13 protein-coding genes are annotated in these 12,999 nt (G+C 58.0%); 11 read left to right on the top strand and 2 right to left on the bottom strand.

Going from position 1 to position 12,999, the window contains the following annotated elements; all coding sequences use genetic code 11:
- Positions 1–17 precede the first annotated feature (17 nt).
- Positions 18–2,072 (bottom strand): glycogen debranching protein GlgX, encoded by a 2,055-nt coding sequence (gene glgX / locus QV747_RS00275; RefSeq protein ID WP_273428568.1) that lies wholly within the window; start codon positions 2,070–2,072, stop codon positions 18–20.
- Complete coding sequence (gene glgB, locus QV747_RS00270; RefSeq protein ID WP_273428569.1) at positions 2,072–4,255, bottom strand: 1,4-alpha-glucan branching protein GlgB; 2,184 nt, start codon at positions 4,253–4,255, stop codon at positions 2,072–2,074. The genes glgX and glgB overlap by 1 nt, the downstream gene beginning before the upstream one ends.
- Here glgB and QV747_RS00265 point away from each other — a divergent pair.
- The 11 genes from QV747_RS00265 to iscX all read left to right on the top strand — a co-directional run bounded on the left by QV747_RS00265 (position 4,254) and on the right by iscX (position 12,917).
- Positions 4,254–4,385 (top strand): hypothetical protein, encoded by a 132-nt coding sequence (locus tag QV747_RS00265; protein ID WP_273428571.1) that lies wholly within the window; start codon positions 4,254–4,256, stop codon positions 4,383–4,385. The genes glgB and QV747_RS00265 overlap by 2 nt on opposite strands.
- Positions 4,386–4,496: 111 nt before the next feature.
- Positions 4,497–6,098 (top strand): 4-alpha-glucanotransferase, encoded by a 1,602-nt coding sequence (malQ, locus tag QV747_RS00260; RefSeq protein ID WP_273428573.1) that lies wholly within the window; start codon positions 4,497–4,499, stop codon positions 6,096–6,098.
- A gap of 178 nt (positions 6,099–6,276) precedes the next feature.
- Positions 6,277–7,029: a serine O-acetyltransferase gene (gene cysE / locus QV747_RS00255; protein WP_273428575.1), complete on the top strand. Its 753-nt coding sequence runs from the start codon at positions 6,277–6,279 to the stop codon at positions 7,027–7,029.
- 97 nt (positions 7,030–7,126) lie between these two features.
- Complete coding sequence (iscR, locus tag QV747_RS00250; protein ID WP_028448660.1) at positions 7,127–7,603, top strand: Fe-S cluster assembly transcriptional regulator IscR; 477 nt, start codon at positions 7,127–7,129, stop codon at positions 7,601–7,603.
- A gap of 61 nt (positions 7,604–7,664) precedes the next feature.
- Complete coding sequence (locus QV747_RS00245) at positions 7,665–8,879, top strand: IscS subfamily cysteine desulfurase (RefSeq protein ID WP_028448659.1); 1,215 nt, start codon at positions 7,665–7,667, stop codon at positions 8,877–8,879.
- Positions 8,880–8,963: 84 nt separating this feature from the next.
- A complete protein-coding gene (gene iscU, locus QV747_RS00240; protein ID WP_028448658.1) occupies positions 8,964–9,344 on the top strand; it encodes a Fe-S cluster assembly scaffold IscU in 381 nt (126 codons plus the stop codon).
- A gap of 81 nt (positions 9,345–9,425) precedes the next feature.
- Complete coding sequence (gene iscA, locus QV747_RS00235) at positions 9,426–9,749, top strand: iron-sulfur cluster assembly protein IscA (protein WP_028448657.1); 324 nt, start codon at positions 9,426–9,428, stop codon at positions 9,747–9,749.
- Between the two features lie 54 nt (positions 9,750–9,803).
- Positions 9,804–10,334, top strand: a complete 531-nt coding sequence (hscB, locus tag QV747_RS00230) for a Fe-S protein assembly co-chaperone HscB (RefSeq protein WP_028448656.1) — start codon at positions 9,804–9,806, stop codon at positions 10,332–10,334.
- A gap of 96 nt (positions 10,335–10,430) precedes the next feature.
- Positions 10,431–12,287, top strand: a complete 1,857-nt coding sequence (gene hscA, locus QV747_RS00225; RefSeq protein WP_047395627.1) for a Fe-S protein assembly chaperone HscA — start codon at positions 10,431–10,433, stop codon at positions 12,285–12,287.
- A gap of 23 nt (positions 12,288–12,310) precedes the next feature.
- On the top strand, positions 12,311–12,649 hold the full coding sequence (gene fdx, locus QV747_RS00220; RefSeq protein WP_028448654.1) for an ISC system 2Fe-2S type ferredoxin: 339 nt from the start codon (positions 12,311–12,313) through the stop codon (positions 12,647–12,649).
- A 73-nt stretch (positions 12,650–12,722) separates the two neighbouring features.
- Positions 12,723–12,917: a Fe-S cluster assembly protein IscX gene (gene iscX / locus QV747_RS00215; protein ID WP_028448653.1), complete on the top strand. Its 195-nt coding sequence runs from the start codon at positions 12,723–12,725 to the stop codon at positions 12,915–12,917.
- Positions 12,918–12,999: the final 82 nt, after the last annotated feature.

Here is a 12,999-nt window from a genome sequence, read left to right as displayed (position 1 = left end):
TTCATTTCTTAATTTCATTACTTAATCTTGCTGGGGTGGCCCGGTCTACAATCGGTCTGCCGGTAAATCCGCAGGCTGCCCGCGGCCACCTCGATCGCCGCATCATCCGCGGCGCAAGCCACGAGCTCCCAGCGCCCAGCCGGCAAGGTAAAAGCCTGCGGCTGGTTGGCGGCATTCAGTTGCAGCAGATATTGCCCACTGAGCACGATTTGCAGTGCGCCGCCAGTTGGGTCATCCCAGTCTGCGGCCGTTAACTCACCCCCAGCCGGCAGCAGCCAGCTGACATCGGGCCAACCTTGATCTTGCACCACCCCTTGCCACCAGCGATTATCGCGCAAAGCGGCGCACTGCTGGCGCACTTGCAGCATTTTGCTGATCCAGTCGCACAAAGCGGCCTGCTCGGGCTGCTGCCAATTGAGCCAGGTCAGCTCATTATTCTGGCAATAGGCATTGTTATTGCCTTGCTGCGTGTGCCACAGCTCATCACCGGCCAACAGCATCGGCGTGCCCTGGCTGAGCAGCAAGCAGGCCAAAAGGGCTTTGGCCATCCGCAGCCGGCGGGCCTGCACTACAGGATCATCGCTAGCGCCTTCGTGGCCAAAATTGCAGCTCAGATTGTGGTTATGCCCATCGCGATTGTCTTCACCATTGGCGGCATTGTGTTTGTGCGCATACGAGAGTAAATCGCGCAGATTAAAGCCATCGTGCGCGGTTAGAAAATTCACGCTGGCCTGGGGCGCACGCCCGCTGTGGGCAAAATAATCACTACTGGCCGCAAAGCGGCGGGCCAGGAGCGCACGGCTGACGCCACCGTGCAGCCAGAACTGCCGCAGCACATCGCGGTATTGATCATTCCACTCGCTCCAGCCAGCCGGAAACTGCCCCAACCGGTAGCCATTGGGGCCAATGTCCCACGGCTCGGCAATCAGTTTGCAAGGCGCCAGAATCGGGTCTTGGCCAATCGCCGTCAGCAAGGGCGCCCAGGCGCTAAAGTGCCCTTCCACCCGGCCCAGTATCGGCGCCAGATCAAAGCGAAAGCCATCCACGTGGCATTCACTTACCCAATAGCGCAGGCTATCGAGCACCAGCTGCACCACCCGGGGGTGGCTTAAATCCAGCACATTGCCGCAGCCACTCCAGTTGGTGTATTCCCCCTGGCCATGCAGGTGGTAATAGCTCTGATTATCCAGCCCGCGAAAAGCCAGCGTCGGCCCCAGTGCATCCCCTTCGGCGGTGTGGTTGTAGACCACATCCAGAATCACTTCCAAGCCCGCCGCATGCAGGTCGCGCACCATTTGCCGGAATTCGCTCAGCGGCGTTGTGCCGGTGCGGCCCGACCAATAACTGGGCTCAGGGGCAAAAAAGCCCAGCGTGTTGTAGGCCCAGTAGTTCACCAAGCCCAGCGCCTGCAAGCGGGGCTCATCCAGGTGTAATTGCACGGGCAATAGCTCAATCGCAGTGACGCCCAGCGCGCGGTAATGCGCCAGCATCGCTGGATGCGCCACCGCCGCATAGCTGCCACGTAGCGCGGGCTCGATCTGTGGCTGCAATTGCGTAAGGCCCCGCACATGCGCTTCATACAATACGGTGTGCGCCCATGGCGTCCGCGGTGGCGTATCGTCGCCCCAGGCAAAAGGCTCGTCACATACCACGGTCTTGATTGCTGTTGGGGTATTGTCTTGTAGATCAGCTTGATTATGATCTGCAGCCAGATACCCAAACGAGGTATCTAGCTGATCACCCCGCCCTACTACCGCGCGGGCATAGGGGTCGAGCAAAACCTTGGCCGGATTAAACCGCGCGCCCTGCGCGGGCTGATACGGCCCATAGGCGCGAAAACCATACACCAGCCCCGCCGTCGCCCCCGGCAAGAAGCCATGCCACACGCCATCGGTGCACGCAGGTAAAGGCCAACTGGCAATTTGCTGCTGGCCATCGGCGCTAAACAGGCACAGCGCAATGCGCTTGGCATGCTGGCTAAACACCGCAAAATTCACTCCGGCCGCCGTGATGGTGGCGCCCAGCGGATACGCTGCCCCGGTAGCAAGTTGCGCTGGCCAGCTATCACGCATCAGTGCGCACTCCAGCGTAGATACACGGTGGCCAGCGGCGGAATCGTCATCCGCAGCGAATCAGCCCGGCCATGCGCCGGGTGCGGCTCGCTGGCGATGGCCAGATTGCCCTGATTGCTGCCGCCATAATATTGCGAATCGGTATTCAAGATTTCGTGATACACGCCAGCGCGCGGCACACCCAAGCGGTAATGATGGCGGGTAACCGGGGTGAAATTACTCACAATCAGCAGAAAATCGCCGTTTTCCGCTTTGCGCAGAAAACTAAATACCGAATGCTCTGCATCTTCATGGCTGATCCACTCAAAGCCACGATGATCAAAATCGATTTCATACAATGCCGGATGGGCGCGATAGGTATGGTTCAGATCGCGCACCAATTGCTGCACGCCGCGGTGCCAGCCATTGGCCGGATCATCCAGCAAATGCCAATCCAGGCTCTGGTCATGATCCCATTCGCGGCCCTGGGCAAATTCGCAGCCCATAAACAGCAGTTTTTTACCCGGGTGCGCCCACATAAAGGCATAGTAAGCGCGCAGATTGGCAAATTGCTGCCAGCAATCGCCCGGCATTTTGCTGAGCATCGAGCCTTTGCCGTGCACCACTTCATCGTGCGAGATCGGCAGCACGAAATTCTCGCTAAACGCATACACCAACCCGAAAGTCATATGGTGATGATGGTATTTGCGATGCACCGGGTCTTGCCGCATATAGGCCAGCGTGTCATTCATCCAGCCCATATTCCATTTGTAATGAAAGCCCAGCCCGCCCATCGCCGGTGGGCGCGACACGGCCGGAAAGGCGGTGGATTCTTCGGCCAAGGTCATGGCCGCTGGGCGCTCAATACCCACCACTTCATTCATCCGCCGCATAAAATCGATGGCTTCGAGGTTTTCGCGGCCGCCAAACTGGTTGGGAATCCATTCGCCCTCTTTGCGCGAATAATCGCGATACAGCATTGAGGCCACTGCATCTACCCGCAGGCCATCGATACCGAAGCGCTCCAACCAGTACAGCGCGTTGCCGATCAGGTAATTGCGCACTTCATTGCGGCCAAAATTGTAGATCAGCGTGTTCCAATCCTGATGAAAGCCCTCACGCGGGTCGCTGTGCTCGTATAGATGCGAGCCATCAAATTGCGCCAGGCCGTGCGTATCGGTGGGGAAATGTCCCGGCACCCAATCCAGGATCACCCCCAGCCCTTTGGCGTGGGCGGCTTCGATCAGAGCGCGAAACTCCTCCGGGGTACCAAAGCGGGAAGTAGGAGCATAAAGCCCTAGCGGCTGATACCCCCAGGAGCCATCAAATGGATGCTCATTGATCGGCAGTAATTCCAGATGGGTAAAGCCCATCTCGGCCACGTAATCCACCAGCTCGACCGCCAGCTCGCGGTAGCTCAGCCAGCGATTACCCTCTTGCGGGCGGCGGCGCCACGAGCCCAGGTGCACTTCATAAATCGAGATCGGCGCATTCAGCGCATTCGCCGCTTGCCGCGTGGCACTGTGCTCAATCCAGGCTGGCAGCCGCGCGACACGCGAGGCGGTAGCGGGGCGCATTTCGGCGGCAAAGCCATAGGGGTCGGCCTTGAGTTGCAGCTGGCCATGTTGATCGATGATTTCATATTTATACGCTTGGCCTTCCTGCACCTGCGGCAGAAACAGCTCCCATACACCACATTCCCGCCGCAGCCGCATCACATGGCGACGGCCATCCCAGCCATTAAAGTCGCCCACTACCGACACCCGGCGCGCATTGGGCGCCCATACGGCAAAGCTAAAACCCGCCACCCCCTCGCGTTCGGCCCAGTGTGTACCCAAGCGCTCAAACGGGCGGCGCTGGCTGCCTTCGGCCAGAAACCATACATCCTGCTCGCCCAGCACCGGGCCGAAACGATATGGGTCTTCCAGCCGCAGAGTCTGCTCGCCCCATTGCACATCCAGCTGGTAGGCAAAGGTATTTTTACGCCGCGGGATCAGGCCGGAAAAAAACCCGCGCGCATCAAGCCGCGCTAGCTGCACAAGGCTGCGGCCGGTTTTGGCCTCGACCACCGCACACCCCGTGGCATCCGGCAGCCAGGCTCGTACCCACACGCCCTCAGCATCGGTATGCATGCCCAACAGCGCAAACGGATCGGCATGCAAGCCCTGGCACAGGGCATCGATATCGGCAGGGGAAACAGACATGCAAACAACCTCTCAGGCGGGGCAAAGCGAGCTGGCTGCAGCGCGGCAAAGCCGCGGGCACTGCGCCAGCATGTTGGAAACGCACGACGTACTGACAGAAAAATGCCACATTCACGCAGCACAATGCTAGTTTTCCCGTACGTAGCAGGCGGAAATTGCAACAGCCAGACTCAAGCTTGACCGTCATTTTACCGCCATAAAATTTACGCATAAATTACAAATTACCGCAAAGAGGCAGAAAATGTCTTTGACCCGCGCCGCAGGTATTCTGGTCCACCTCACCTCCCTGCCCTCTCCTTACGGGATTGGCGATTTAGGGCCGGGCGCCTACCGGCTGGTGGATTTTCTGGCCAGTGCCGGCCAGCGCGTGTGGCAGGTGCTACCGCTTGGGCCCACCAGCTATGGCGATTCACCCTATCAGTCGTTTTCCACCTTTGCGGGCAACCCCTTACTGATTAGCCCCGAGCTATTAATCGGCGATGGCTTACTCAGCGCCGAACAGATTCCACCACATGAATTCGACTCGCGCCGGGTGGATTATGGCCGCCTGCTGCCATGGAAAACGGCCGTGCTGCGTGCTGCGTGGCAAGGCCTGCAAGCACTGCCCGCCACCCATCCTTTAGCACTCGAGCTGAGCGAGTTTTGCGCGCGCGAAGCGGCCTGGCTGGATGACTACGCCCTATTTATTGCGTGCAAGCAGCACTTTATTGCAGCACGGCAGAATGAATACGAAAGCGCGGAGTACCAGGCCTACTATCAGCGACTGGCCGATAAACAGACCGTCAATCAGATCAAAGATTGCTATTACGGCGCGGTGTGGAATTCCTGGCCGGCGGCACTGGCGCAGCGCGAAGCCAAGGCGCTGAAACAGTATCGGCAAACATTGGCCGCCGAGATTGCCTTCGCGCAATTCTGCCAATTTATCTTCGCTCGGCAGTGGCAAGCGCTTAAAAGCTACGCCAACCAGCAGCAGATTCAGCTGTTGGGTGATTTGCCGATTTTTGTCTCGCAAGACAGCGCCGATGTCTGGGCCAATCGCAGCTTATTTCAGCTCGATGCCGCCGGAGATCCGCTAGCAGTCGCCGGGGTGCCGCCCGATTATTTCAGCGCCACGGGTCAGCTGTGGGGCAACCCACTGTATGCCTGGCCCGCACACAAAAAAACCAAATATCGCTGGTGGGTAGCCCGGGTGGCTGGCGCACTGGCGCGTACTGATCTGGTACGAATCGATCATTTCCGCGCCTTTGCCGCGCATTGGTCGGTGCCATTTGGCGAGCCCACGGCCGAACATGGCCAATGGTGCGCCAGCCCCGGGGCAGAGCTATTTGCCGCCATCCGCGCCGAGCTAGGTGATAAGCTGGGCATCGTCGCCGAAGACCTTGGGGTCATCACCCCCGACGTCACCGCCCTGCGCGAAAGCTTGGGCCTGCCGGGCATGAAAGTGCTGCAATTTGCTTTTGATGGCAGCGCCAGTAGCGATCATCTGCCGCACAACTACCCCGACGCCCACACCGTGGTTTACACCGGCACCCACGACAACGACACCACACTGGGCTGGTACGCCAGCAGCCCCGAAATCAGCCGCGATCACTTGCGCCGCTATCTGAATGTCTCGGGCGAAGCGCCGCATTGGGATCTAATTCGCCTCGCATGGAGCACCCCCGCCACCTTGGCGATTGCCCCGATTCAAGATCTCTTCGGCGCACCGGGCAGCGAGCGGATGAATACCCCAGGCGTAGCCAGCGGCAACTGGCAATATCGCTTTCTCGCCGACGAGCTCACACCCGAATTGGCGGCAAGGCTGCGTTATTTGGGCGAGCTATTTGGTCGCGCCCCAAGCTAAGCCGACTGACACAAATACCTCACCGGGTATTGCCTGGCAAACTTTATTCAATAAAGCCCAGCAGGCAATACCCAGCAGCAGCTTACAACCCTTGCGCAAAAGCCGTCCTGCAGCCCTCCCCTTCGCCGGAAAAACCGAGTAAAATGCTCAGTCTTTCTGAGATTCTCTGGCGACTGCCATGTTCGACCGCTTGCGTGAAAATATCCGCGTGGTTTTCGACCGCGATCCTGCTGCCCGCTCTACGATGGAGGTCATTACCTGTTACCCGGGATTTCATGCGCTGACGCTGCATCTGCTGGCGCACGGGCTGTGGCGGCGCAACTGGAAATTGCTGGCCCGCATGGTGTCGCATGGCGCGCGCTTTCTTACCGGCATCGAGATCCACCCCGGCGCGACCATTGGCCGGCGGGTGTTTATTGATCACGGCATGGGCATTGTGATTGGCGAAACCGCCGAAATCGGTGACGATTGCACGCTGTATCATGGCGTAACGCTGGGCGGCACATCGTGGAACCAAGGCAAGCGCCACCCCACGCTGGGCAAGGGCGTGATTATTGGGGCGGGCGCCAAAATCTTGGGCCCAATCACCTTGGCCGATGGCGCCAAAGTCGGCTCAAATGCCGTGGTGGTCAAAAACGTACCAGCCGGAGCGACCGCTGTCGGGATTCCGGCGCGGATTCTCGACCCGCAAACCGATCAGCAGCGCGAGCAAAAAGCCGAGCAGCTAGGTTTTTCCGCCTACGGCGTGGGCGCGGACATGAACGACCCGATGGTGAAAGCCATTCACGGCCTGCTCGATCACTCGGTCACGACGGACCAGCGCCTGGAAATGATCTTGCGCCGGCTCGAACAGCTGGGCGTTGATTGCGCCGAAGAGCGCGCAACTGCCGATAAATTCGACCCGAGCTACCTCAATCGCATTGTCGATTAAGCACGCAATACCCCACTAAAACAGTCAACTTTTTAGTTGACCAAAATAGTGGGGTATTGGTATCATAGCCCTGCATTCTGATCACCAAGGATACGCCATGCGACTGACCACCAAAGGCCGTTTTGCCGTTACCGCCATGCTGGATTTGGCTTTGCGCCAGGCCAATGGGCCGGTGACTTTGGCCGGCATTAGCGAACGTCAGCATATTTCGCTGTCGTATCTGGAACAGCTATTTGGCAAATTGCGTCGCCGCGAGCTGGTGGAAAGCGTGCGCGGCCCGGGCGGTGGTTATTGCCTCGCGCGCTCGGCCTGTACGATCACCATCGCCGAAATCATTCAGGCGGTGGACGAGCCCATCGACGCCACCCAATGTGGCGGCCGCGAAAATTGTCGCGATGAATCGCGCTGCATGACCCACGATTTGTGGACCGATCTGAATGCCACCATTCACGGCTTTTTGTCTGATGTCACCTTGGGTAGCCTGATTGAAAAACAGCAGGAAAAAGCCCGCCGCTGCACCAGCGACAACCCCAGCGTGATGAAAGACCAGCGCCACCTGCTTGGCGCCCATTAAACCGAGCTTATCTGAATTTGAATTTTCGTCCTGCACGAACCAACGCAGCGGAGCACACAGCATGACCCAGCAAAAACCGATCTATCTTGATTACTCTGCCACCACCCCGGTTGATCCGCGCGTGGCCGCCAAGATGATTCCGTACCTGACTGAAATGTTTGGCAACCCAGCCAGCCGCTCGCATCCGTTCGGCTGGGAATCGGAAGCCGCAGTCGAAGACGCGCGCGAACAAGTGGCGCAGCTGGTTAATTGCGACGCAAAAGAAATCGTCTGGACTTCGGGCGCGACCGAATCGATCAATCTAGCGATCAAAGGCGCGGCGCATTTCTACCAAACCCGCGGCAAACACATCATCACAGTGAAAACCGAGCACAAAGCCACACTCGATACCGTGCGCGAGCTGGAACGCGAAGGTTTTGAAGCCACCTATATGGATGTGCAAGAAAACGGCCTGCTGGATCTGGAAGCCCTCAAAGCCGCCATCCGCCCAGACACCATCGTGATTTCGGTGATGTTTGTCAACAATGAAATCGGCGTAATTCAAGACATCGCCGCCATTGGCGAAATCTGCCGCGAGCGCGGGATTATTTTCCACGTCGATAGCGCGCAAGCCACCGGCAAAGTCGCAATTGATCTGGCCACCCTGAAAGTGGACCTGATGAGCTTCTCGGCGCACAAAACCTACGGCCCGAAAGGCGTGGGCGCACTGTATGTCCGCCGCAAACCACGTGTCCGTCTGGAAGCGCAAATGCACGGTGGCGGCCATGAGCGTGGCTTCCGCTCTGGTACTTTGGCCACGCACCAGATCGTGGGCATGGGTGAAGCTTTCCGCATCGCTCGGGAAGACATGGCCAGCGAAAACGCCCGCATCGGCGCGCTGCGTGATCGCCTGTGGAATGGCCTGAAAGAAATCGAAGAAGTACACCTCAATGGCGATATGCAACAACGCGTGCCGCACAATCTGAACGTGAGCTTCAACTATGTTGAAGGCGAATCGCTGATTATGGCGCTGAAAGACCTGGCGGTATCGTCCGGCTCGGCCTGTACCTCTGCGTCGCTGGAGCCCTCTTACGTCTTGCGCGCCCTGGGCCGCTCGGATGAATTGGCGCATAGCTCAATCCGCTTCACCATCGGCCGCTTTACCACCGAAGCCGAAGTGGATTTCGCCATCAATCTGATCAAAGGCAAGATCGACAAGCTGCGGGCCTTGTCACCGCTGTGGGAAATGTACAAAGACGGCGTTGACCTCTCAACCATCGAGTGGGCTGCGCACTAAGTTGGGCCAGCGGGCGGCGCACATCAGACCCCGCCCCACCCCAAGTGCTAGATGAAAAACTGAGCGAATCTGGAGAAACACAAAATGGCATACAGCGATAAGGTACTGGATCACTACGAAAATCCACGCAATGTGGGTTCGTTTGAAAAAGGCGACGACAGCGTGGGCACCGGCATGGTTGGCGCACCGGCCTGTGGTGACGTGATGAAATTGCAGATCAAAGTAGGTGCTGATGGCGTGATTGAAGACGCCAAATTCAAAACCTACGGCTGTGGCTCGGCGATTGCCTCGTCGTCACTGGTCACGGAATGGGTGAAAGGCAAGACGCTGGATGAAGCGCTGTCGATCAAAAATACCCAAATCGCCGAAGAGCTGGCGCTGCCACCGGTGAAAATTCACTGCTCGATCTTGGCCGAAGATGCCATCAAAGCAGCGGTGGATGACTACAAGAAAAAGCACGGTTAATCGTTTCACGCATACACAGGGTATCGGCCTGCAGGCCCATTGATTCATAGCCTGCCAGCCTATACCCCAAAGGGTAAGATCATGGCTTTAACATTGAGCGAGCGCGCGGCCAACCACGTGGCCAATTTCCTGCAAAAACGCGGCAAAGGGCTGGGTATTCGGCTGGCGGTGAAAACCTCAGGCTGTTCCGGCATGGCCTACAAGCTGGAATTTGTTGATGTGGAAAGCGATACCGATCTGCAATTTGAAAGCTATGGCGTAAAAATCTATACCGACGCCAAATCGCTGGCCTATCTGGATGGCACCGAGCTCGATTACACCAAAGAAGGCTTGAACGAAGGCTTTAAATTCAACAACCCGAACGTGAAAAACGAATGCGGGTGTGGCGAGAGCTTCAACGTTTAAGCCCAACACGCCAGCCTCGCCGCTGGCGTTTTACTGTTCCCTACCCGGTTTGCCATGATCGACTTCAGCCAAAGCCATTTCAGCCTGTTTGCCCTGCCTGAGCAATTTGCCCTTGATGGCAAAGCGCTGGATAGCCAGTATCGCGCCCGAGTGGCCGAATATCACCCCGATAAATTCGCCACCGCCGCCGATGCCGAGCGCCGCCTATCTTTGCAAGCGGCCACGCATATCAATGAAGCCTACCAAACCCTGAAAGCGCCGCTCAGCCGCGCCCGCTATCTGCTGCTGCGCCATGGCGTCGATACGCAGGAAGAAACCAACACGGCCATGCCGATGGATTTTCTGATGGCGCAAATGGAATGGCGGGAAGGCATTGCCGAGGCCAAGGCCAGCCAGAATGTCGATGCGCTCGAAAGCCTCGCTCGTGAAATGCGTGCCGAAATCACCGCGCTGGAAGACACGCTGGCGCTGCAGCTGGATCAGTTGCAGGATTTTGCCGCCGCCGCGCTCAGCGTGCGAAAATTACGCTTTATGGAAAAGCTGGATCAGGAAATCGGCGACGCGATCGAAGCCGTACTGTACTAAGCCAACCACCAAGGGTATATCCCTGAAGCCTTTATCTAAGAATAGCTTCAGGCATATACCCTGATTATTTAGTTTGAATTACTAGGAAGCAGGCCAATGGCTTTGTTGCAAATCGCCGAACCCGGCATGAGCGCCGCCCCTCACCAGCATCGTCTGGCGGTCGGCATTGATCTGGGCACCACCAATTCACTCGTGGCCACCGTTAAAAGCGGTAGCGCGGTCTGCCTGCCCGATCAGGACGGCCGCACCTTGCTACCTTCGGTGGTGCATTACGGCGTGGATGGCGATTTGCTGGTGGGCCACAGCGCCCAAGCGCGGCAAAACGAAGACCCGGCCAATACGCTGGTGTCGGTCAAGCGCTTTATGGGCCGCGGTATCAATGACATTGCCGATTTGGCCACGCCGTACCGCTTTGTTGACGAGCCGGGCATGCTCAAATTGGTGACCCGCGCCGGGGTGAAAAGCCCGGTCGAAGTCTCCAGCGAAATTTTACGCGCCCTGAAACATCGCGCCGAAGACAGCCTCGGCGGCGAGCTGGTGGGCGCGGTAATTACCGTGCCGGCCTATTTTGATGATGCCCAGCGCCAAGCCACCAAAGATGCGGCCAAACTGGCGGGCCTGAATGTACTGCGCCTGTTGAACGAGCCGACCGCGGCAGCGATTGCCTATGGGCTGGATAATGCCGCCGAAGGCATTTATGTGATTTACGATCTGGGCGGCGGCACCTTTGATGTGTCGATTCTGGAGCTGACGCGCGGCGTGTTTGAAGTACGCGCAACCTCCGGGGATTCACAACTGGGTGGTGATGATTTTGACCACCGCATCTATTGCTGGATTCTGGAGCAAGCCGATCTGCATGGCCCCAATGCCCAAGATCAGCGGCTGTTGCTCACCCGTGCACGCGAAGCCAAAGAAGCGCTCACCGATCACGCGCAAACGCAGATTACCGCCGTGCTCTCGGATGGTGCGATTATTGATCTGACCCTCAGCGCCGAGCAGTTTCACAGCATGACCGCGCATCAGGTGAACAAAACCCTGTTGCCGGTGAAAAAAGCCCTGCGCGATGCCAAATTGCGCATCGAAGACATCAAAGGCGTGGTATTGGTGGGCGGCGCGACGCGTATGCCGCATGTGCGCAAAGCTGTGCGCGAATTGTTCGGCCAAGAGCCGCTGACTAACCTCGACCCGGATAAAGTTGTGGCGATTGGCGCGGCGATTCAAGCCAATGTGCTGGCCGGCAATAAGGGCGACGATGAATGGCTGCTGCTGGATGTGATTCCACTCTCGCTCGGCCTGGAAACCATGGGTGGCCTGGTGGAGAAAGTCATCCCACGCAATAGCACCATCCCAACCGCACGCGCACAGGAATTTACGACGTTTAAAGATGGCCAAACCGCGATGGCGATCCATGTGCTGCAAGGCGAGCGCGAGCTGGTGAGCGATTGCCGCAGCTTGGCGCGCTTTGAGCTGCGCGGCATTCCACCGATGGTAGCGGGCGCAGCGCGCATTCGCGTGACTTTCCAAGTGGACGCCGATGGCCTGCTCTCCGTGTCTGCGCGCGAGCAATCTACCGGCATTGAAGCCAGCATTGCCGTGAAACCATCTTATGGCCTCTCCGACGATGAAATCAGCCGCATGCTGACCGAATCGATGACGCACGCCAAAGACGACATCCAAGCGCGCAAACTAGCCGAAGCCCGCGTGGAAGCCGATAGCATCATTCAAGCGGTTGAGATTGCGCTGGCTAGCGATGGCGCGCTGCTCAATGCCAGCGAAACGGCAGAAATTAGCGCAGCCATTGCCGCCCTGCGCAGCGCCATTGCCGGCGAAAGCGCCGAGGCAATTACCGCCGCCACCGAACAACTGAACCAAACCACTGGCGAATTTGCCAGCCGCCGGATGGATGCCGCCATCAAGCGCGGGCTGGCCGGCCAGCGAATTTCCGATATTTGATTGCCTCGCGCAAGGAAAACACCATGACCCAGATCGTGATTTTGCCCCACGCCGTACTCTGCCCCGAAGGCGCGGTACTGGACGTTGAACCCGGCACCACCATTTGCGATGCGCTCTTGGCCAACGACATTGAAATCGAACACGCCTGCGAGAAGTCCTGCGCCTGTACCACCTGCCATGTGCTGGTGCGCGAAGGCTTTGATAGCCTGAACGAAGCTGATGAGCTGGAAGAAGATCAGCTCGATAAAGCCTGGGGGCTGGAATCATGCTCGCGGCTCTCGTGCCAGGCCGTCGTGGCCGACACCGAGCTGGTGGTGGAGCTGCCGAAATACACCATCAATCACGCCCGCGAACACCACTAAGCCAAATCGATGTATCGCCTGCCAGGCTTTTATATACAAGGCTTAGCAGGCATTACCCCCAAGGAGTATCAGCATGAAATGGACCGACAGCCGTGACATCGCCATCGAACTGGTTGAAAAATACCCCGATATCGACCCGAAAACCGTGCGCTTTACCGATCTGATGCAATGGGTACTGGAGCTGGAAGGCTTTGATGATGATCCCAAGCATTGCGGTGAAAAAATCCTCGAAGCGATCCAGCTGATGTGGATGGACGAAGCCGAATAAGCGCCAACCAGCGAGCACGATACCAAGCTCTATACGGGTATTTATGGGCAGACAAGCCCAGCGACAGTCCCTACACTCCAGC

Source organism: uncultured Chitinibacter sp. (assembly GCF_945957625.1).
In the GTDB taxonomy this organism is placed as follows: domain Bacteria; phylum Pseudomonadota; class Gammaproteobacteria; order Burkholderiales; family Chitinibacteraceae; genus Chitinibacter; species Chitinibacter tainanensis.
The sequence above is the reverse complement of the archived record's forward strand: the minus strand, read 5'-3'. Positions and strand labels throughout refer to the sequence as shown.